Origin of the sequence: Rhizobium phaseoli, assembly GCF_003985125.1 — a bacterium.
Lineage (GTDB): Bacteria > Pseudomonadota > Alphaproteobacteria > Rhizobiales > Rhizobiaceae > Rhizobium > Rhizobium phaseoli.
The window spans coordinates 162,876-182,379 of the sequence record NZ_ML133566.1 but is presented as its reverse complement, the minus strand read 5'-3'; the positions used below and the strand labels follow the sequence as shown (position 1 = coordinate 182,379).

21 protein-coding genes are annotated in these 19,504 nt (G+C 63.4%); 19 read left to right on the top strand and 2 right to left on the bottom strand.

The features are described 5' to 3' along the window. Positions 1–52 precede the first annotated feature (52 nt). The 3 genes from EFD56_RS03980 to EFD56_RS03970 are packed head-to-tail and all read left to right on the top strand — an operon-like array spanning position 53 to position 3,336. A complete protein-coding gene (locus tag EFD56_RS03980; RefSeq protein WP_126904724.1) occupies positions 53–1,840 on the top strand; it encodes an ABC transporter ATP-binding protein in 1,788 nt (595 codons plus the stop codon). A gap of 15 nt (positions 1,841–1,855) precedes the next feature. Beyond that, positions 1,856–2,680, top strand: a complete 825-nt coding sequence (gene dapB / locus EFD56_RS03975) for a 4-hydroxy-tetrahydrodipicolinate reductase (protein WP_126904723.1) — start codon at positions 1,856–1,858, stop codon at positions 2,678–2,680. Between the two features lie 20 nt (positions 2,681–2,700). After that, the gene (locus EFD56_RS03970) at positions 2,701–3,336 is read left to right on the top strand and encodes a 2,3-bisphosphoglycerate-dependent phosphoglycerate mutase (protein ID WP_004673523.1); all 636 of its coding nucleotides are present in this window, start codon (positions 2,701–2,703) and stop codon (positions 3,334–3,336) included. A 40-nt stretch (positions 3,337–3,376) separates the two neighbouring features. Here EFD56_RS03970 and phnF read toward each other — a convergent pair whose 3' ends face one another. Continuing rightward, entirely contained in the window at positions 3,377–4,114 is a 738-nt protein-coding gene (gene phnF / locus EFD56_RS03965; RefSeq protein ID WP_064833419.1) for a phosphonate metabolism transcriptional regulator PhnF, read from the bottom strand. 177 nt (positions 4,115–4,291) lie between these two features. Here phnF and phnG point away from each other — a divergent pair, with 177 nt between their 5' ends. From phnG to EFD56_RS03890, 15 genes are all read left to right on the top strand, one after another. Then, complete coding sequence (phnG, locus tag EFD56_RS03960) at positions 4,292–4,768, top strand: phosphonate C-P lyase system protein PhnG (protein WP_126904722.1); 477 nt, start codon at positions 4,292–4,294, stop codon at positions 4,766–4,768. Beyond that, positions 4,768–5,376, top strand: coding sequence for a phosphonate C-P lyase system protein PhnH (gene phnH, locus EFD56_RS03955; protein ID WP_126904721.1), 609 nt, complete (start codon positions 4,768–4,770; stop codon positions 5,374–5,376). The genes phnG and phnH overlap by 1 nt, the downstream gene beginning before the upstream one ends. Positions 5,377–5,380: 4 nt before the next feature. Continuing rightward, entirely contained in the window at positions 5,381–6,487 is a 1,107-nt protein-coding gene (locus EFD56_RS03950; RefSeq protein WP_126904720.1) for a carbon-phosphorus lyase complex subunit, read from the top strand. Continuing rightward, a complete protein-coding gene (locus tag EFD56_RS03945; protein WP_126904719.1) occupies positions 6,484–7,359 on the top strand; it encodes an alpha-D-ribose 1-methylphosphonate 5-phosphate C-P-lyase PhnJ in 876 nt (291 codons plus the stop codon). Before EFD56_RS03950 ends, EFD56_RS03945 begins: the two co-directional genes overlap by 4 nt. Beyond that, positions 7,356–8,132: a phosphonate C-P lyase system protein PhnK gene (phnK, locus tag EFD56_RS03940; RefSeq protein WP_126904718.1), complete on the top strand. Its 777-nt coding sequence runs from the start codon at positions 7,356–7,358 to the stop codon at positions 8,130–8,132. Before EFD56_RS03945 ends, phnK begins: the two co-directional genes overlap by 4 nt. Before the next feature lie 37 nt (positions 8,133–8,169). Next, positions 8,170–8,892, top strand: a complete 723-nt coding sequence (phnL, locus tag EFD56_RS03935) for a phosphonate C-P lyase system protein PhnL (protein WP_126904717.1) — start codon at positions 8,170–8,172, stop codon at positions 8,890–8,892. Further along, positions 8,870–9,487 (top strand): DapH/DapD/GlmU-related protein, encoded by a 618-nt coding sequence (locus EFD56_RS03930; RefSeq protein WP_126904716.1) that lies wholly within the window; start codon positions 8,870–8,872, stop codon positions 9,485–9,487. The genes phnL and EFD56_RS03930 overlap by 23 nt, the downstream gene beginning before the upstream one ends. A 117-nt stretch (positions 9,488–9,604) precedes the next feature. Next, on the top strand, positions 9,605–10,450 hold the full coding sequence (gene phnC, locus EFD56_RS03925) for a phosphonate ABC transporter ATP-binding protein (RefSeq protein ID WP_206513408.1): 846 nt from the start codon (positions 9,605–9,607) through the stop codon (positions 10,448–10,450). An 87-nt stretch (positions 10,451–10,537) separates the two neighbouring features. Beyond that, the gene (gene phnD, locus EFD56_RS03920; protein WP_126904714.1) at positions 10,538–11,443 is read left to right on the top strand and encodes a phosphonate ABC transporter substrate-binding protein; all 906 of its coding nucleotides are present in this window, start codon (positions 10,538–10,540) and stop codon (positions 11,441–11,443) included. A 65-nt stretch (positions 11,444–11,508) separates the two neighbouring features. Next, entirely contained in the window at positions 11,509–12,468 is a 960-nt protein-coding gene (gene phnE, locus EFD56_RS03915) for a phosphonate ABC transporter, permease protein PhnE (protein ID WP_126904713.1), read from the top strand. Between the two features lie 7 nt (positions 12,469–12,475). Continuing rightward, a complete protein-coding gene (gene phnE / locus EFD56_RS03910) occupies positions 12,476–13,819 on the top strand; it encodes a phosphonate ABC transporter, permease protein PhnE (RefSeq protein ID WP_126904712.1) in 1,344 nt (447 codons plus the stop codon). A 139-nt stretch (positions 13,820–13,958) separates the two neighbouring features. After that, positions 13,959–14,654, top strand: coding sequence for a DUF1045 domain-containing protein (locus EFD56_RS03905; RefSeq protein WP_126904711.1), 696 nt, complete (start codon positions 13,959–13,961; stop codon positions 14,652–14,654). A 13-nt stretch (positions 14,655–14,667) separates the two neighbouring features. Next, positions 14,668–15,807: an alpha-D-ribose 1-methylphosphonate 5-triphosphate diphosphatase gene (locus tag EFD56_RS03900; protein WP_126904710.1), complete on the top strand. Its 1,140-nt coding sequence runs from the start codon at positions 14,668–14,670 to the stop codon at positions 15,805–15,807. Next, positions 15,804–16,400 (top strand): phosphonate metabolism protein/1,5-bisphosphokinase (PRPP-forming) PhnN, encoded by a 597-nt coding sequence (gene phnN / locus EFD56_RS03895; RefSeq protein ID WP_126904709.1) that lies wholly within the window; start codon positions 15,804–15,806, stop codon positions 16,398–16,400. Before EFD56_RS03900 ends, phnN begins: the two co-directional genes overlap by 4 nt. 19 nt (positions 16,401–16,419) lie before the next feature. Further along, positions 16,420–16,923, top strand: a complete 504-nt coding sequence (locus EFD56_RS03890) for a GrpB family protein (RefSeq protein WP_126904708.1) — start codon at positions 16,420–16,422, stop codon at positions 16,921–16,923. A 124-nt stretch (positions 16,924–17,047) separates the two neighbouring features. On the opposite strand, the gene EFD56_RS03885 is transcribed toward EFD56_RS03890, so the two are convergent. Continuing rightward, the gene (locus EFD56_RS03885; protein ID WP_245440569.1) at positions 17,048–17,911 is read right to left on the bottom strand and encodes a LysR substrate-binding domain-containing protein; all 864 of its coding nucleotides are present in this window, start codon (positions 17,909–17,911) and stop codon (positions 17,048–17,050) included. A 488-nt stretch (positions 17,912–18,399) separates the two neighbouring features. On the opposite strand from EFD56_RS03885, the gene EFD56_RS03880 reads away from it, so the two are divergent. Continuing rightward, positions 18,400–19,425 carry an ABC transporter substrate-binding protein gene (locus tag EFD56_RS03880; RefSeq protein ID WP_245440572.1) on the top strand — a complete coding sequence of 342 codons (1,026 nt, stop codon included), beginning with the start codon at positions 18,400–18,402 and terminating at the stop codon, positions 19,423–19,425. The last annotated feature ends 79 nt before the right edge of the window (positions 19,426–19,504 follow it).

Genomic DNA, 19,504 nt, shown 5'->3' with positions numbered 1-19,504 from the left:
AAAGTACGCGTCGCCCCTGCGCCGCGTTTGGTCGAGACAGGAAAGCTCATTATTGGAAGCGGCGGAAAGCAGAAAGCAGAGCGTCAGCAGCGATACCGTCACCGGCATCCTGAAGCGCATCATCGCTGAAAACGGCCGCGACCATCTCTGGGGCTATGTCTTCGCGATCGCCTGCCTCATCATCGTGGCCCTTTCGACAGCGTTCACGGCCTGGATCATGCGGGCGATCATCGATGAGGCCTTCGCCAATCGCCGCGCCGACGTCGTCTGGATCATCTGTCTTTCGATCTTCGTCGCCTTCGTGCTGCGCGGCTTTGCGAGCTATGGACAGGCGGTGGCGCTCTCCAAGGTCGGCAACGATATCGTCGCGCGATATCAGCGCCGCCTTTACGCGCATCTGATGACACTTTCGGTCGGCTTCTTCAGCGAGGCGCGCTCGGCCCATATCGCCGCGCAGGTGAGCCAGAACGTCAGCGGTATCCGCGACGTGCTCAACCTGACGATCACGTCGACGGTGCGCGACCTCCTGACCTTCGTTTCGCTGATCGGCGTGATGGTCCTCCAGGACCCGCTGCTCAGCCTTGCCGTGTTCATCATGGCGCCGCCGCTGCTCTATGCGCTGCGTTACGTTTCCAAACGGCTGCGCTCGGCAACCCGCGAGGCCGTGCATCTGAACAGCCACGTGCTGGGCGCCATGCAGGAGACGATCCAGGGCATTGCCATCGTGAAAGCCTTCACGATGGAAGAGGAGCTGGAAAGCAAGGTCAACAAACTGATCAAAGGCGCCGAAAACCGGGCAAACCGGATTGCCCGGCTTTCAGAACGCACCTCGCCGCTGACGGAGAGCTTTGCGGGCTTTGCGGTTGCCAGCGTGCTGGCCTATGCCGCTTACCGCTCGATCTATTACAACGTGCCGCCGGGCGCTTTCTTCTCTTTCGTCACCGCCTTGCTGCTGGCTTATGATCCGGCCCGCCGGCTGGCCCGCCTGCAGGTGCAGATGGAGCGCGCCGTCGTCAATGCGCGGATGATCTACGAACTGCTCGACATGGAGCCACGCCAGCGCGACCTGCCGGATGCAGGGCCGCTGACGGTGACGCAGGCGCGGATCGAATTCCGCAACGTCTCTTTCGGCTATGGCCATGAAAGCGTGCTGAGCGGCGTCAGCTTCGTCGCCGAAGGCGGAGAGACGACGGCGCTCGTCGGCCCCTCGGGTGCCGGCAAATCCACCGTCATCAGCCTCATTCCGCGTTTCTACGATCCGCGCGAGGGCCAGATCCTGATCGACGGGCAGGATATTGCCCACATCACCAAGAAGTCGCTGCGCCAGCAACTCGCCTACGTCTCGCAACAGCCCTACCTGTTCGAGGGCACGATCCGCGACAATATCCGCTACGGCCGGCCGGAAGCGACCGATGCCGAGGTGGAAGAAGCTGCCCGGCTTGCCTATGCGCATGACTTCATCTCGGCCCAGCCGCAGGGTTACGACACGCCGGTCGGCGAAAACGGCGTGACGCTTTCGGGCGGCCAGCGTCAGCGGCTGTCGATCGCCCGTGCGCTGGTGCGCAATGCGCCGATCCTGCTTCTCGACGAGGCGACCTCGGCGCTGGACACCGAATCTGAAGCTGCCGTTCAGAAGGCGCTCGACGAGGCGATGACCGGTCGCACTGTCGTCGTCATTGCCCACCGGCTTTCGACCGTGGTGCGCGCCGACAAGATCGTCGTCATGCAGCAGGGCCGTGTCGTCGAGGAAGGCAACCACGAGACGCTTGCGAAGGTCAGCGACGGTCTTTACGCTCGCCTCAACAACCTGCAGAGGCCGTCGGCCTCCGATCTAAACTGACCTGGTGAGACCGAGATGAGCGATGCTGCGATGAAACTGGTGGTGGTTGGCGCGGCAGGGCGCATGGGGCAGACACTGATCCGGCTCATCCATTCCATGGAGGGCGTGACGCTGCACGCCGCCGTCGAGCGCACCGGTTCGCCCTTCGTCGGCAAGGATGCAGGCGAGATTGCCGGGCTTGGCCCGACCGGCGTCATCATCGGCGACGATCCGCTCAATGCCTTCCTGCATGCCGAAGGCGTGCTCGACTTCACCTCGCCCGCCGCAACGGTGGAATTCTCGGGCCTCGTCGCCCAGGCCCGCATCGTCCACATCGTCGGCACCACAGGCTGTTCGGAAGACGACAACGCCAGGATCGCGGCCGCCGCCCGGCATGCCCGCATCGTCAAATCGGGCAATATGAGCCTCGGGGTCAATCTGCTCAGCGTGCTTACCGAACAGGCATCACGGGCGCTCGACCCTGATGACTGGGACATCGAAATCCTCGAAATGCATCACAAGCACAAGGTGGATGCGCCTTCCGGCACCGCGCTTCTGCTCGGCGAGGCAGCGGCCAAGGGGCGCGGCATCGATCTCGCTTCAAAATCGGTCAAAGTGCGCGACGGCCATACCGGAGCCCGCGAAGCCGGCACCATCGGCTTTGCGACGCTGCGCGGCGGCTCCGTCATCGGCGAGCATTCGGTGCTTTTCGCCGGCGAAGGTGAAATCGTCACCCTGTCGCACAGTGCGGCCGACCGCTCGATCTTCGCGCGCGGCGCCATCAAGGCGGCTCTCTGGGCGCGCGACAAGAAGCCGGGCCTCTATTCCATGCTCGACGTGCTCGGGCTTTCTTCCCAATAACGACATTCGGAGACATATTGATGAGCGGAACCCTCGTCCTCGTTCGCCACGGCCAGAGCGACTGGAACCTGAAGAATCTCTTCACCGGCTGGAAGGATCCCGATCTGACCGAGCTCGGCATCCAGGAGGCCAATGCCGGCGGCGCCGCACTTGCCGAATACGGGATCAAATTCGACGTCGCCTATACCTCTGCCCTCGTGCGCGCCCAGCACACGCTGAAGCTTATCCTCGACAAGGTCGGCCAGCCCGACCTGCAGACGATCCGCGACCAGGCGCTGAACGAGCGCGACTACGGCGACCTCTCCGGGCTCAACAAGGACGATGCCCGCGCCAAATGGGGCGAGGAACAGGTCCATGTCTGGCGCCGCTCCTATGACGTGCCGCCTCCCGGCGGCGAAAGCCTGCGCGACACCGGCGCCCGCGTTTGGCCTTATTACCTCACCGAAATCCTGCCGCGGGTGCTGCGTGGCGAAAAAGTGCTGGTCGCCGCCCACGGCAATTCGCTGCGTTCGCTCGTCATGGTGCTCGACAAGCTGACCAAGGAGGGCGTGCTCGCCCTCAACCTCGCCACCGGCGTTCCCATGGTCTACAAGCTGAACGCCGATTCCACCGTCGCTTCCAAGGAAGTGCTCGGCGACATGTCCGGCGCGCATTGAATTTAACGGCCTTCCCTGCACCACCGGGGGGAGGCCGTCCTCAATTTTCGATCGTGAACTGCACCCGGTCGGCCGCGAACCGGCTGATCGAATATTGTACCGGCACGCCGTCGAGATCGGTGTTCATCGCCTTGGCGATCAGCAGGATCGCCCCGGGGGTGAGTTCGAGATCGGCCAGATCAGCCGTGTCGGCATGCGCCGCCGTCACCTCAGTCGTCGCCCTGATATAATCCGCCAGCCCGAGTTCAGCGAAAGCCTTGGTGATCGATTCGTGCTTGCGGTAGGCTTCGCCGATCCCAGCGAAACGTTCTGAGGGGAACCAGCTCGTCGCCTTTGACACTGGCCGCCTGTCGGCCTCGCGCAACGTTTCCAGCCGGATCACCTGTGCGCCCGGCTTCAGGCCCAGCCAGCGGGCGATCTCGGCGCTCGCCTCCTCGGTCACCTCATCGAGCAGCAGGCTGCGCATCTCGCGCGCCTGGTCGCCGATGCCGGCGGTAAAACGCGTGCGCCTGGTGATCGGGAAATTCAGCCGCTCCTTGCGTTCGATCAGCGTGCCGCGACCTTGCACCGCCCGGACGATGCCTTCCTGCGCCAGGGCTGCCAAAGCGCTGCGCACCGTATGCCGGTTCACGCCGAATTGCAGCGCCAGGACGGTTTCGGGCGGCACCATTCCGGTTTCATCATAGGCGCCGTTGCCGATCGCCTCGCGAATCCGGTCGGCGATCTGGCGCCAGAGCGCCACGCCGGTCTGCCTTTGCACCTGATTCAGTCCCGCCATTCCATCCCCTGCCCTGCCATTTCATGCCTTCCATCGATTTCAAGGAATTACAGCACTCTCCACGCGCCTGAAAAGGCGCGCGCTGCGGAATGTCACACGCTTGTCACGGCATCGATTTAGGACTAGGGATAGCTTGTATAGTTGTCTATATCAATAGACATTTGGAGGGAAGCGGCGATGATATCAGCGGACAGGAACAACGCTGCGTCACAGACGGCATCCGGGCGCAAACGCGCCGCCGATCTGCTGGCGCGCGCAGAACGCAGCGAACTCTCGGCGGCCTGGAATGCGTTGCCGCAAAAGCCTGCGGCGCATCCGGTGCGCGGGCCGGAGACAGGGCTGGTGATGGTGCGCGGACGCATCGGCGGCGGCGGCGCTCCCTTCAATCTTGGCGAGGTGACGGTGACGCGCGCGACGGTCCGGCTCGGTTCCGGCTCGGTCGGCCATGCGCAGGCGCTCGGCACCGACCGCGAGAAGGCGCGGCTTGCGGCGATCTTCGATGCGCTCTGGCAGGAGGAGGCGACGAAGGATTTCGTCGAACGGGCGCTGCTTTTGCCGATCACCGAACGGATCGCCGATGCCGAACGCCGCAAGGCCGACGAGACGGCGGCGACCCGCGTCGATTTCTTCACCATGGTGCGGGGAGACAACTGATGGGTTTCAAGACGGAAGCCTTGACCGGCGGCTTTGCCGAGCCGGTCTTCCATGCCCAGAGCGTCTTCAAGCTGCTGATGGACGGCATGGCTCGTCCCGGTACGATCCAGACCGTTCAGCCCGATGTCGCGCCGCCTGTACCGCTCGGCATTGCCGCCGGCACGATCGCGCTGACGCTTTGCGACCACGACACGCCGGTCTGGCTTTCTCAGGGGCTGGCGAAATCCGCCGTGCCCGACTGGCTCGGCTTCCACGCCGGCGCGCCGCTGACCACGGAGAAGGCCGAGGCACGCTTCGCCTTCACGGAAGCCGGTGCCACGCTTTGCCCCTTCGGCCTCTTCGCCTCGGGCACGCAGGAATATCCCGACCGATCGACGACGCTCGTCATCGAACTTTCCGCACTCGAGGGTGGGCGCCGGCTGGCACTGATCGGCCCCGGCATCCAGACTGTGACTGAGATCGCGCCTGTCGGGCTGCCAGATACCTTCCTGCGGCTCTGGACCGAGAACCGCGCGCTTTTCCCGCGCGGCATCGACATCGTGCTGACCTCGGCCGAGCGCTTCCTCTGCCTGCCGCGCACCACCAAGATCACAGCAACGGAGATCTGAGCTCATGTATGTTGCCGTCAAGGGCGGCGAGGCCGCCATCGCCAATGCCCATCGCCTGCTTGCCGACCGCCGCCGCGGCGACCGTTCGCTGCCGGCGATCGGTATCGACCAGATCGTCGCGCAGCTGGCGCTCGCCGTCGACCGCGTCATGGCCGAGGCCTCGCTTTTCGACCGCACGCTCGCCGCGCTCGCCATCCGCCAGTCGCGCGGCGATATGATCGAGGCGATCTTCCTGCTGCGCGCCTACCGCACGACGCTGCCGCGCTTCGGTTATTCCAAGCCGCTCGACACGGCTGATATGACGATCGAACGGCGGATCTCGGCAACCTACAAGGATCTGCCGGGCGGCCAGCTTCTTGGGCCGACCTTCGACTATACCCACCGGCTGCTCGATCCCTCGCTGCTTACCGACGAGGCGGTCGAGACGCCCGCGCAGCGCGCCGCCGAGACCGGCCGCGTCATGCGCGTCTCCGAAATTCTCGGCGAGGAAGGCCTGATCGAGGCCGACGGCGACATGCCGGAGGATCACGAGGTCGGCGACCTGACCCGCGAGCCGATGGAGTTTCCGATGAGCCGCGATCTGCGCCTGCAGGCGCTCGCCCGCGGCGACGAGGGTTTTCTGCTGGCGCTCGGTTATTCCACCCAGCGCGGCTATGGCCGCAACCATCCCTTCACCGGCGAGATCCGCATCGGCGAGGTCGAGGTGGAGTTCGACGTGCCGGAACTCGGCTTCGCCGTCTCGCTCGGCGTCATCCAGATCACCGAATGCCAGATGGTCAACCAGTTCAAGGGTTCGGCCAAGGCACCGCCGCAATTCACCCGCGGCTACGGCCTGGTCTTCGGCCAGAGCGAGCGCAAGGCCATGGCGATGTCGCTGGTGGATCGCGCATTACGGGCTGAAGAGCTCGGCGAGGATATCACTGCGCCGGCCCAGGACGAGGAATTCGTCATCTCCCATTCCGACAACGTCCAGGCGACCGGCTTCGTCGAGCATCTGAAGCTTCCGCATTATGTGGACTTCCAGGCCGAACTCGATCTCGTCCGCCGCATGCGCCGTGAATTCGAAGCCGCCCGCAACAGGGGCGAAGATTTGAAGGAAGCCGCCGAATGAGCGATCTGGCCAGCTACAATTTCGCCTATCTCGACGAACAGACCAAGCGGATGATCCGCCGCGCCATCCTGAAGGCGATCGCCATCCCCGGCTATCAGGTGCCCTTCGCCTCGCGCGAAATGCCGATGCCCTACGGCTGGGGCACCGGCGGCGTGCAGGTGACGGCCTCGATCATCGGACCCGATGACGTGCTGAAGGTCATCGACCAGGGCGCCGACGATACGACCAACGCCGTTTCCATCCGCGCCTTCTTCCAGAAGGTCGCCAATGTCGCGGTGACGACGCACACAGGCGAGGCGACGATCATCCAGACGCGCCACCGCATCCCCGAGGAAAGGCTCAAGGCCGGCCAGGTGCTCGTCTACCAGGTGCCGATCCCCGAGCCGCTGCGCTTCCTCGAGCCGCGCGAGACCGAGACGCGCAAAATGCATGCGCTGGAAGAATACGGCCTCATGCACGTGAAGCTCTACGAGGATATCGCCCGCAACGGCCGCATCGCCACGACCTATGCCTATCCGGTCAAGGTTCACGGCCGCTACGTCATGGATCCCTCGCCGACCCCGAAATTCGATAATCCCAAGATGCATAAGTCGGAAGCGCTCCAGCTTTTTGGCGCCGGCCGCGAAAAGCGCATCTATGCCGTGCCGCCCTATACCGACGTCGTCAGCCTTGATTTCGAAGACCATCCCTTCGAAATCCAGCGCTTCGGCAAGCCCTGCGCGCTGTGTGGCGCCGAGGATGTCTACCTGGACGAGGTGATCCTCGACGACAAGGGCGGGCGCATGTTCGTCTGCTCCGACACCGATCATTGCGAAGACCGCCGGGCACATGGGCATGCCGGCGAGATGCTGGCCCGGGAGGCTGCAGAATGACCGAAACGCCGCTCCTCAAAGTCAACGACCTCTCGAAGTTCTATGGCAACCGCATCGGCTGCCGCAATGTGTCCTTCGAGCTCTGGCCCGGCGAAGTGCTCGCCATCGTCGGCGAATCCGGCTCGGGCAAGACGACGCTGCTGAACTGCATCTCCACCCGGCTGATGCCGACCAGCGGCGGTGTCGAATACCACATGCGCGACGGCACCTACCGCGACCTCTACCATATGAACGAGGCCGAGCGCCGCTTCCTGATGCGCACCGACTGGGGCTTCGTGCACCAGAACCCGGCCGATGGCCTGCGCATGACGGTTTCCGCCGGCGCCAATGTCGGCGAGCGCCTCATGGCGATCGGCGACCGGCACTACGGCAAGATCCGCGCCTCGGCGATAGACTGGCTGGAACGCGTCGAGATCGATGCCGACCGCATCGACGACCAGCCGCGGGCCTTTTCCGGCGGCATGCGCCAGCGCTTGCAGATCGCCCGCAACCTCGTCACCGGCCCGCGCCTGGTCTTCATGGACGAGCCGACCGGCGGCCTCGACGTCTCGGTGCAGGCGCGCCTGCTCGATCTCGTGCGCGGCCTCGTCAACGATCTCAGCCTCTCGGCCATCATCGTCACCCACGATCTCGCCGTCGCCCGGCTTCTGTCGCACCGCATGATGGTGATGAAGGACGGCTACGTCATCGAACACGGGCTCACCGACCGGGTGCTCGACGATCCGCGCGAACCCTACACGCAACTGCTCGTTTCCTCGATCCTGCAGGTCTGAGCGCCACTGCAGGTCCAAAACCAGGGAAGAAGACATCATGCCAACGCCTCTCGTCGTTTCCGAAGTCTCGAAGAGCTTCACCATGCACCTGCGCGACGGCATCCGGCTGCCCGTCGTCTCCGATGTCGCCTTCTCGGTCGCGTCAGGCGAATGCGTCGTGCTCGGCGGCCCGTCGGGCATCGGAAAGAGCTCGCTGCTCAAGATGATCTACGGCAATTACGCCCTCGATACCGGCCAGATCCTCATCCGCCACGACGGGCGCGTCGTCGATCTCGCCGCCGCCGATCCGCGCACCGTGCTCAATGTGCGGCGCAATACGCTCGGCTATGTCAGCCAATTCCTGCGCACCGTGCCGCGCGTCGCGGCAATCGACGTGGTGGCGGAACCGCTGGTGGCGCGTGGCGAGGCAGCCGGCGCAGCCCGGGAGAAGGCGGGCGCCCTGCTTGCCAGGCTCAATCTGCCGGAGGCGCTCTGGCAGCTTCCGCCCGCCACCTTCTCCGGCGGCGAACAGCAACGCGTCAACATTGCCCGCGGCTTCATCACCGACCACACGATTCTGCTTCTCGATGAACCCACCGCCTCGCTCGATGCCCGCAACCGCGCCGTCGTCGTCGAGATGATTTCGGAAAAGAAGCGGGCCGGCGTCGCCCTTCTCGGCATCTTCCACGACGAGGAAGTGCGCGAAGCCGTCGCCGACCGCATTCTCGACGTCCAGCAGTTCCAAGAAAGATCGCCGCATGAGCCGCAGGCTGGGCATTGAACCCTATGTCCACGAGACAGCTTCCGTCAGCGAGTCCAGCTTCGGACGCTATACGGAGGTTTCCGAGCGCTGCCGCATCAACGAGGTAACCTTCGGTGACTATTCCTACATCATGCAGGACGGCTCCGTCTGGTGCGCGACGATCGGCAAGTTCGTCAATATCGCCGCCGCCGTGCGCATCAACGCCACCAATCACCCGACCTGGCGCGCGACGCTGCATCATTTCACCTATCGCGCCGCCGACTACTGGCCGGACGGCGATATGGAGGAAGACTTCTTCGCCTGGCGGCGCGCAAACCGCGTGACGATCGGCAACGACGTTTGGATCGGCCATGGGGCGACGATCCTGCCGGGCGTCAGCGTCGGCAACGGCGCGGTGATCGGCGCCGGCGCCGTCGTTTCGAAGAATGTCGCCGCCTACTCGATCGTCGGCGGTGTGCCGGCTAAATTAATCCGCGAGCGCTTTCCGAAAGCAGTCGGCGAGCGCATGGACAGGCTTGCCTGGTGGGACTGGGACCATGACCTTCTGCGCCAGGCGTTGCAGGATTTTCGCAACCTGAGCGCGGAAGATTTCCTGGCAAGATATGGTGGCTAAACCTCCGATATAGGCACGGAGAATTGTGACACGAACTACACAAATATGACATTTGAGGTTCATGAAGCGGGACTAATGCGATGCTGACCAAGGCCTGGAGTGCAAGGGAAGAGCATGATGTTCGAGCTGAAGGATGTCACCCGCCGTTTCGGAAAGAAGCTCGCCGTCGACACCGTCACGCTCACCATTCCCCAAGGCCAGATGGTCGGCATCATCGGCCGCTCCGGCGCCGGCAAGTCGACGCTGCTGCGCATGATCAACCGGCTTCAGGAGCCGAGCTCCGGCTCCATCCATTTCGCCGGCGTCGAGGTCTCCGGACTTCACGGCCGGGCGTTGCGCAACTGGCAGCGCGACTGCGCGATGATCTTCCAGCAGTTCAACCTGGTGCCGCGCCTCGACGTTCTCACCAATGTCATGCTCGGCCGCCTCAATCACCGCTCGACGCTTCTGAGCCTGCTCAACATCTTCACCCGCGAGGAACGCGTGCACGCGATCGCAGCCCTCGAACGCCTCGGCATCGAGCAGACGGCGCTGCAGGCGGCCGGCACGCTTTCCGGCGGACAACAGCAACGCGTGGCGATCGCCCGCGCACTGATGCAGAACCCAAAGATGGTGCTCGCCGACGAGCCGATCGCCTCGCTCGATCCGCTGAACGCCAAGATCGTCATGGATGCGCTGCGCGACATCAACGAGCGCGAAGGCATCACCGTCATCACCAACCTCCACACGCTCGATACCGCCCGCAACTATTGTGAGCGTATCGTCGGCATGGCCGGCGGCCGCGTCGTCTTCGACGGCAAGCCGTCGGAGCTGACCGCCGACACGGTGAAGGCAATCTACGGAACGGATAAGGATGGCGCCGGCATCGACGAAACGATGACCTCGACATCGATCAATCTCGCTCCCGAGCGGTCAGACAATCAATCCGCCGGCATCCAACCGCTGGCGCTGGCCGGCCTCTGAGCGAGGCGGCCGCGATCGAAAGCCCGCGTCAAGGGCACACTTCTTCGTAACGGAAAGCCGGGGACACCGGTCAATAGGAGAGAACGCATGTTGAAGAAAGCACTCTTTGCGGCAACGGCGCTGTTTGCGCTCGCCGGCGCCGCCAATGCCGCAGACCTCAAGGAATTCCGCATCGGCATCCTCGGCGGTGAAAACGAAACCGACCGCCTGCGCAACTATGCCTGCCTCGCCGACCACCTGAAGCAGGAATTCGGCTTCGAGAAGGTGTCACTGTTCCCGGCCGCCGATTATGACGGCGTCATCCAGGGCCTGCTCGGCGGCACGCTCGACTTCGCCGAACTCGGCGCTTCCGGCTACGCAGCCGTCTACATCAAGGATCCGAAGGCGGTTACGCCGATCCTGACGACGCAGCAGAAGGACGGCTCGACGGGCTACCACTCGATCGGCCTGGCGCTGAAGTCCTCCGGCATCAAGACCATCCAGGACGCCAAGGGCAAGAAGCTCGGCTATGCCGATCCGGATTCCACCTCGGGCTATCTCGTTCCGCTGACGCAGATCCCGAAGGATACGGGCATGCCGAACGACAAGTTCTTCGCCTCGACGCAGTTCAACGGCGGCCATGAGAACAACCTTCTCGCCGCCTATGACGGCAAGGTCGACGTTGCCGTTGACGACTCCTCGGGCATCGGCGATTTCAAGGACGGCTATACCTCCGGCACCTTCCGCAAGGAAGTCGACAAGGGCGCCGTCGATCCGAACAAGCTGGTTGAAGTCTGGCGTTCGCCGCTGATCCCGAACGGCCCGCTCGTCGTTCGCAACGCGCTTGGCGAAGAATGGCAGACGAAGCTCGCAGCCTTCTTCACCGCGTTGCCGGAAAAGGATCACAAGTGCTTCGCAGCCGTCGAAGGCGGTGATTACAAGGGCTACGCCCCCGTCAAGCACGAGTTCTACAACACTGTTGTCGAAGTCCGCAAAGCTGCCATCGGCGGCTGATCGGCCTTTGGAATGCTGGGCGGCTGGAAACGGCCGCCCTTTCTTTGTAACCGGGCGGGGCGTCCATGACTATTGCCGATACACTGCCGCACTTGCAGAGCACTGAGGAGATCGGCACCGCCTGGGGCCGGATGGTCGCCAAGCGCCGCTTCTACACCGTGCTCGGCCTGGTGATCCTCATCGCGGCTTTCGTCAGCTCCGTCCGCTTCGCCGACGAGAGCAATGCCGGCCATTTCTTCGACCGCCTGCCGCATCTTTTCGACTTCCTGAGCTGGCTCATTCCCAAGGACTGGAACGACGTCTGGCGCGCGCTGTTCGACATAGCGAGCGTCAATGACAAGGGCGGCGAGGAATTCAATTTCGACAAGGGCCGTGTCTACGTCTGGGGCGCCTTCTACATTCCCGAATATTTCGAGCTGATGATCGTCACGATCAACGTGGCACTGCTTTCGACGCTCATCGCCTTTGTCTTTGCCGTTCCCTTAAGCTTCTTTGCCGCGCGCAACCTGACGCGTTCATGGCCGCTGCGCATCTTCACCAAGCGCCTGATGGAATTCCTGCGCGCCTTCCCCGAGATCGTCATCGCCGGCCTGTTTTCGGCGATCCTGTCGATCGGACCGGTCGCCGCCATCATCGCTATCACCCTGCACACAACAGGTGCGCTCGGCAAACTCTTCTACGAGGTGGCCGAAAATATCGACATGAAACCGCATGAGGGCATGAAGGCCGTCGGCGCCAACTGGTGGGAGCGGGCGCGCTTCGCTGCCCTGCCGCAGGTGCTGCCGAATTTCACCTCCTATGCGCTGCTCCGTCTCGAGATCAACGTGCGCGCCTCGACCATTATCGGCGCCGTCGGCGGCGGCGGCATCGGCGAGGAGCTGAAGCTGTCGATCTCGCGCGGCTTCGGCGCCAAGACGATGGCGCTCGTTCTGCTGCTGTTCGTGACGATCGTCGCCGTCGACCAGTTCTCCGCATGGCTGCGCCGCCGCCTCGTCGGCGAGCACGCCTTCCTTCTGCAACATTGAGGCCGCCATGACGGTGATCGACGCCAACCGCATGCACGAAATCGAAGCGCGCTATCCGGAATATTTCCACCGCTCGTTCCGCCAGCGTTTCGGCGGGCTGATGATTGTCATCGCGACGCTGCTCTACGGCCTTTACGCCGTCTGGTTCTTCGACCTGCCCAAGCTTTTCGCCGAGGCCCATTGGGAGCGCGTCGGCATCTATCTCAGCCAATGGGTGAGCTACGACGTTCAACCGGAATTCCGCATTCAGGACGACGGCACGATCGAGGTGCGTTATCCCCGCTTTTCGCCGCTCGGCGACAATCCGCACCCGGACTGGGTGGTCGACAATCCCGATGGCAGCATCAGCGTTGCCGTCAGCGGCACCGGCCGCGCCGTCACCGTCTCGAAGAGCGAGACGATCGTCACGGCGCATGGCGTCAGCGTGCACGTCGACGTTTCGAGCGGCGCGCCGAAGGTCGTCGGACCGGTGCCCGCCTGGATGACCGTCTATGACGACAACGCGCTCGCCGATCTCGGCTTTGCCGGCGATGTCAGCATTTCTGTCGACCGGGTGAAGATCCGCAAACGCTTCATCGGCTGGGCAAATTTCGTCTTTGACACGCAGTCGTCCTTCTTCGACAAGCCGGCAAGCGAGGTCATCGGCCTCATCGTCTCCGGCCCGCGCATCAAGCCCGACCAGTCCAACCTGTCGCTCGCCTTCGACGACATCTGGAACAACAGCGAATGGCAGCACGGCGACATCTGGACCAAGCTCTTCCAGACGATCGTCATGGCCTTCCTCGGAACGTTGCTCGGCGCGCTCGCCGCCTTCCCGCTTGCCTTCATGGCAGCGCGCAACATCACGCCGAACCGGCTGTTGAACCAGGTCCTGAAGCGCTTCTTCGATTTCCTGCGCTCGGTCGACATGCTGATCTGGGCGCTGTTCCTGACGCGCGCCTTCGGCCCCGGGCCGCTTGCCGGCAGCGGCGCGATCTTTCTCACCGAGACCGGCACGCTCGGCAAGCTCTATTCCGAAGGCCTCGAGAACATCGACAACAAACCGCGGGAAGGCATCCAATCGACCGGCGCTCAGACGGTGCTCGTCCATCGTTACGGCATTATGCCGCAGATCGTTCCTGTCATCGTCAGCCAGACGCTCTACCAGTGGGAATCGAATGTGCGTGGCGCCACCATCATCGGCGCCGTCGGCGCGGGTGGCATCGGCCTCAAACTCTGGGAGGCCATGCGCACCAACGCCAACTGGGAAAACGTCGCCTATATGGTGATTCTGATCCTCATCGTCGTCTTCCTCTTTGACGCCGCCTCCAACGCACTGCGCCATCGGCTGATGGGCAGCGGGACACACTGACGATCACAACGCCGTGGCGACGCGGCCGCCATCATCATTCTGTCACGGAAATCTTTTAGCCGGGGAGCCTGCTTGCGGTTCACCGCCAAATCACTGCACATTGCGCTCCCCCGTCTCGACGATTCCCAGGACAAAAGCCTTGCGCTACGCTCTCTATTTCTCGCCGCCGAAGGATGATCCCCTGACCGGCGCGGCCTCGCTCTGGCTCGGCCGCGACGCCTTTACGGGCGAGACCTATCCTGCCCCGGCCTATGAGCAGCTCGGCCAGGCAGAACAGTTCGAACTGACCGCCGATCCACGCCGTTATGGCTTCCATGCCACGATCAAGGCGCCCTTTGCGCTTGCCGCCTCCGTCACCGAAAAGGACCTCATGGCCTTTGCCGAGGATTTTGCCGCGCGCACGCCGGCCTTCGAGATCCCCGAACTCGTGCTCGGCCAGCTCGGCCGTTTTTTTGCGCTCGTCCCCGGTTCTCTTCATCAACCTCTTCAGGATTTCGCCGCGAAGGTGGTAAAGTCCTTCGAACCGTTTCGCGCGACCCTTTCGGAAGCCGATATCAGCAGGCGCAATCCGGAGAAGCTCAGCGACAGCCAGCGCGCCAATCTGCAGCGCTGGGGTTATCCCTACGTCATGGAGGATTTCGGCTTCCACATGACGCTGAGCGGGCAAGTGCCCGAGACACGCGCCGCGGTGATGAAAACGATTCTGGCCGAGCGTTTTGCCGGTTTCATCGGCCGGCCGCTGTCGATTTCCAGCCTTGCCGTCTTCGTCGAGGAGACGCGCGGCGCCCCGTTCAAAGTTCATTCCTGGCTGCCGCTTTCCGGCGCCAAAAGCTGAAAGACCTGACGAGATGAGCAAAGAGACCGTGTTTTCCAATGCCCGCATCGTTCTCGAGGATGACGTCCTCGCCGGATCGATCCTCATCCGCGACGGCAAGATCGCCGATATTTCCGAAGGGAAGTCGGTAGCCGGCGAAGATTTCGAAGGCGACTTCATTATTCCCGGCCTCGTCGAGCTGCATACCGACCATCTCGAAGGCCATTATCAGCCGCGTCCCGGCATTCGCTGGAACAAGACCGCCGCGGTCCAGGCACATGACGCCCAGATCGTCACATCGGGCATCACCACGGTGTTCGACTGCCTGCGCATGGGCGCGGACGAGGACGGCGGCTTCGAACATGGCGAGATGCGCGAGATGGCCGACGCCATCCAGTCGGCGGAGAAAGAAGGCCGGCTGCGCGCCGAGCACCTTCTGCACCTGCGCTGCGAGGTCTCGGCCGACAATGTGCTCGAACACTTCGCCGACTTCGAAAATGATGCGCATGTGCGGCTCGTCTCGCTGATGGATCATGCGCCCGGCCAGCGTCAGTTCCAGACGATGGATCAATATATTTTCTACTACCAGAAGAAGCGGGGCCTGAGCGACGAGGTCTTCGCCCGTTTCGTCGCCAAGCGTCAGGCGGAATCGGCGCGCAATTCGACGCCGCACCGCAACGCCATCGCCAAGGTCTGCGCCGAACGCGGCATCACGGTCGCAAGCCATGACGACGCGACGCTGTCGCATGTCGACGAGGCGATCGACAACGGCGTGCGGCTTGCAGAATTCCCGACCAGCTTCGACGCCGCCCGCGCCTCGCACGAGCACGGCATGAGCGTGCTGATGGGCGCGCCCAACATCGTGCGCGGTAAATCCCACTCGGGCAACATCGCCGCCCGCGACCTCGCCGAAATGGGCGTGCTCGACGTGTTGTCCTCCGATTACGTGCCGCTCAGCCTGCTGCACGCGCCCTTCATCCTCGCCGACGAGGTCGAGAGCATCACGCTGCCGAAGGCGATCGCCATGGTGACGTCGACGCCCGCCCGCACCGTCAGCCTCGACGATCGCGGCCGGATCGCGCCGGGGCTGCGCGCCGACCTCGTCCGCGTTCACCGTTCGCACGGCGTGCCGGTGACACGCTCCGTCTGGCGCCAGGGACGCCGTGTCGCATGACGCCGCACGAACCCCATCCAGGAGCCGGCGCCGAGCGCGGCATCATGGTCGTCGTCGTCGGGCCGAGCGGCGCCGGCAAGGACACGCTGATGAACCTTGCCGCCCGGCATTTCGCCGGCCGCGCCGACGTTCATTTCACCCGCCGCGTCATTACCCGCCACCGCGGCGCCGGCGGCGAGGATCATCTTTCCGTCTCCCTAGAAGGCTTTGCGGCCATGGAGCAGTCGGGCTCCTTCGCCGTCTGGTGGGAAGCGCACGGCCTGAAATACGGCATTCCGGCCGAAGTCTCGGTGGCGCTGTCGAGGGGCCATATCGTCGTCGCCAATGGTTCGCGCTCGGCCCTGCATCGCTTCCAGGCCGCCTTCCCGCGGCTGAAGGTCATCAATGTCACCGCCAGCGCCGAAGTGCTCGCCGGCCGGCTGGAGGCGCGCGGGCGCGAGACACATGAGGATATCATGGCCAGACTCGCCCGCGGGCCGCTGACGGTGCGCGGCGACTACGATGTTACGGATCTCGACAATAGCGGCTCCATCGAAGAGGCAGAGCAGAAGATGATCGCGATCCTCGACGGGCTGCTGGCCAAGGTGCACTGACCGGGCTCGAGGGGATGATATGCGCGCCATCAACGTGGTCGACTACGATCCCTCCTGGCCGCGGCTCTTTGCCGACATCAGCACAGAGGTCGCTGCCTTGCTCGGCAGCTTCGTGCTTTCCATCGACCATATCGGCAGCACGTCGGTGCCCGGCCTCGCCGCCAAGCCGAAGATCGACCTCGATGTCGTCGCGATCTCCGACGACGTCCTGCCGATGGCGATCGACGCAGTCAGCGCTGCCAATTTCGTCTTCCACGGCGATCGGGGAGAGAAACGCTGGGCCTTCACCCGAGATCACGACGGTTACGGATTCAAGCTCTATCTCTGCGGTCCCGCTAACCGCGCCCATCGGGAGCGGCTGCTGTTTCGCGACTATCTCCGGGATCACCCGGAAAGGGCCACAGCCTACGCCGAGCTGAAACGCCGGCTGGCGGCGGAAGCAGTCGGCGATTGGGATTTCTACACCGGCGGCAAGACCGCGTTCGTCAGCGAGACGCTGCGATTGGCAAGCTTGAGGAGGTGAGATCGGAGCGTACGCTTAGCGACTCGGATTACCGCTTTCATGAGAGGCGTGACCTCCGGTGGTTTCAGCGATCGACTGCTGCAGCCATGCTCGGAAACGCGCCGATGTCACCTCATTCCAGCGCTCACGCGGCCCGACGAAATAATAGCCGCCGAGCCGGACGTCGGTTTTCCAGCAGTTCGACGAGCCGGCCGGCGCGTAAATCATCCGCGGCGATCAGGCGGGTGGCCAGTGCTATGCCTTGGCCGGCCACCGCCGCGTCGACCGTCAGGTTGGCCGACCACAGCCGCGGGCCGTTCAAGGTCACCTCGTGCTCGAAGCCAGCCTTGCGAAACCATTGCCGCCACTGATCGCGGCTTTCCTCATGGATCAGCGGCTGGCGCACCAGATCATCGAGGGTCCGTATCGGAGCGTTTCTGCTGATCCATTCGGGACTGGTAACCGGGAACATGCGCGGCCTTTCCAACAGGATCCAGCGGACATTTCCCCTCGGCTCCTCGGAATAGCGGATGTCGACATCGGCCTCATAGCGGGTGAAATCCGGTTCGAGATCGGTCGCGCGCATCACGAAATCGATGCCGGGCAAGGCGAGCTGGAGCTGATTGAAACGCGGGGTCAGCCACCGTGTTGCGAGACCGGGTACACACCAGATGCGCAAGACCGTGCGGTTGACTGCCGGACGCAGTTCCGCCGTGGATTTGGCAATGAGGTCGAAAGCCGCCCCCACCGTTTCGGCAAAAACCCTGCCTTCCGCCGTCAGCCTGATGCCGCGCGGTCCGGCATCGACAAGCCGCGTGCCAAACCAGGCTTCAAGATTGCGGACGTGGCGGGATATGACAGTGTGACTGAGATTGAGATCGTCCGCAGCTCTGCGCATCGAGCCCAGGCGGCTGACCGCCTCGAAGGCGCGCACCATGGAAAGCGGCGGTAAACGTCCGCGTTTCGGAACGCCTTCCTGTTCATCTGGCGATGATTTCCCTCTGCGCAATCCTGTCTCCCAGAACGGAAATTGGTTCCGCCGAACCAAGATCGGAATGCCGTATTCCCTTCATATGCCATGGAATTGGCGATTTCGGCGTAACGAAGAGTGGTGCACGGTGGTGCATAAGATGCACCACTCGCTTACCGGCTGACAATCGCGTTTTTCGCCTTTCGCAAGCGAAACCATCAAATTTGCGGGGCGGTGCGGCCAGTTGCCTGGAAAGACTGGTCGGGAGCGGTGCATCCATGTGCCCACCGCGGTCAACAAAAAGCGCCTTCCCGCCCTACCGGACATCCGCCAGCATTGCCCGCAACACGCCGCTCCGCCTCTTGGAGATGACACCAAACGGCAAGGTCCGCTGCAAACGCCGGCTTTGCCCATCCCTTGCGAGCGGCCGCGATTGCCAACGATCCCAAGGATCGTGGATGTCACCGGCGTCAGACGGACGCTCAACAAACAGGGGAACGCGAATGAAATTCAAGAACACTTCGACGATGACGGCTCTCAGCCTGCTATCGCTGACGCTCACCACGGTGCCGGGCGCGGCCCGGGATCTCACCATAGCGTCCTGGGGCGGGAATTTTCAGGATGCGCAACGGGAGATCTATTTCAAGCCATTCTCCAAGGTTGCCGGCAAGCCTCTGCTCGACGAAGGCTGGGACGGCGGCATCGGCGTCCTTCAGGCAAAGGTCAAGGCGGGGAATCCCTCCTGGGATGCCGTCGAGGTCGAAGCCGACGAGCTCTCGCTCGGCTGCGCCGACGGGCTTTTTGAGAAGGTGGACTGGAGCAAGCTTGGCGGCAAGGATGCGTTTCTGCCTTCCGCGGTAAGCGATTGCGGCGTCGGCGCCATCGTCTGGTCGACCGCCATCGCCTATGATGGTGCCAAGATTGCCGATGGCCCCAAGTCCTGGGCCGATTTTTGGGACGTGAAGAAATTCCCCGGCAAGCGCGCCCTGCGCAAAGGACCGAAATATACGCTCGAATTCGCGCTGATGGCCGACGGCGTGCCGGCAGACAAAGTTTATGACGTCCTGGCGACGCCGGAAGGCATCGACCGCGCCTTCGCCAAGCTTGATGCGTTGAAACCGAACCTTGTCTGGTGGACCTCGGGCGCGCAGCCGCTGCAACTGCTGGCTTCCGGCGAAGTGGCCATGACCAGTGCCTATAATGGCCGCATCACCGGCATCAACCGGTCGGAAGGCCGCCAGTTCAAAGTTGTCTGGCCGGGCAGCATCTATGCCGTCGACAGTTGGGTCGTTCTGAAGGGCGCTGAAAACAAGGATGCGGCCTTTGACTTCATCGCCTTCGCCAGCAAAGCGGAAAACCAGGCAAAACTGCCGCAATATATCGCCTACGGCCTCCCGAACAAGGAAGCCGGCAAGAGCTTGCCGCCGGACCAGCTGGCCGACTTGCCCACCACCCAGGCCAACATGCAGGAAGCAGTCAGCCTTGATACGGACTTCTGGATCGACAATTCGGAAGCGCTGACCAAAAGGTTCGACGCCTGGCTGGCACAATAACGGACGGAATATCGCCCCCGCGGATCGCTTCTGCCGATCGACCCGTGGGGGCTTCCGCACATCTTCGTCACTTCGTCTG

Coding starts and splice junctions, on each gene's coding strand:
- dapB (WP_126904723.1), top strand. CDS start 1,856: ATGAGCGATGCTGCGATGAAACTGGTGGTGGTTGGCGCGGCAGGGCGC.
- EFD56_RS03970 (WP_004673523.1), top strand. CDS start 2,701: ATGAGCGGAACCCTCGTCCTCGTTCGCCACGGCCAGAGCGACTGGAAC.
- phnF (WP_064833419.1), bottom strand. CDS start 4,114: ATGGCGGGACTGAATCAGGTGCAAAGGCAGACCGGCGTGGCGCTCTGG.
- phnG (WP_126904722.1), top strand. CDS start 4,292: ATGATATCAGCGGACAGGAACAACGCTGCGTCACAGACGGCATCCGGG.
- phnH (WP_126904721.1), top strand. CDS start 4,768: ATGGGTTTCAAGACGGAAGCCTTGACCGGCGGCTTTGCCGAGCCGGTC.
- EFD56_RS03950 (WP_126904720.1), top strand. CDS start 5,381: ATGTATGTTGCCGTCAAGGGCGGCGAGGCCGCCATCGCCAATGCCCAT.
- EFD56_RS03945 (WP_126904719.1), top strand. CDS start 6,484: ATGAGCGATCTGGCCAGCTACAATTTCGCCTATCTCGACGAACAGACC.
- phnK (WP_126904718.1), top strand. CDS start 7,356: ATGACCGAAACGCCGCTCCTCAAAGTCAACGACCTCTCGAAGTTCTAT.
- phnL (WP_126904717.1), top strand. CDS start 8,170: ATGCCAACGCCTCTCGTCGTTTCCGAAGTCTCGAAGAGCTTCACCATG.
- EFD56_RS03930 (WP_126904716.1), top strand. CDS start 8,870: ATGAGCCGCAGGCTGGGCATTGAACCCTATGTCCACGAGACAGCTTCC.
- phnC (WP_206513408.1), top strand. CDS start 9,605: ATGTTCGAGCTGAAGGATGTCACCCGCCGTTTCGGAAAGAAGCTCGCC.
- phnD (WP_126904714.1), top strand. CDS start 10,538: ATGTTGAAGAAAGCACTCTTTGCGGCAACGGCGCTGTTTGCGCTCGCC.
- phnE (WP_126904713.1), top strand. CDS start 11,509: ATGACTATTGCCGATACACTGCCGCACTTGCAGAGCACTGAGGAGATC.
- phnE (WP_126904712.1), top strand. CDS start 12,476: ATGACGGTGATCGACGCCAACCGCATGCACGAAATCGAAGCGCGCTAT.
- EFD56_RS03900 (WP_126904710.1), top strand. CDS start 14,668: ATGAGCAAAGAGACCGTGTTTTCCAATGCCCGCATCGTTCTCGAGGAT.
- phnN (WP_126904709.1), top strand. CDS start 15,804: ATGACGCCGCACGAACCCCATCCAGGAGCCGGCGCCGAGCGCGGCATC.
- EFD56_RS03890 (WP_126904708.1), top strand. CDS start 16,420: ATGCGCGCCATCAACGTGGTCGACTACGATCCCTCCTGGCCGCGGCTC.
- EFD56_RS03880 (WP_245440572.1), top strand. CDS start 18,400: ATGACGGCTCTCAGCCTGCTATCGCTGACGCTCACCACGGTGCCGGGC.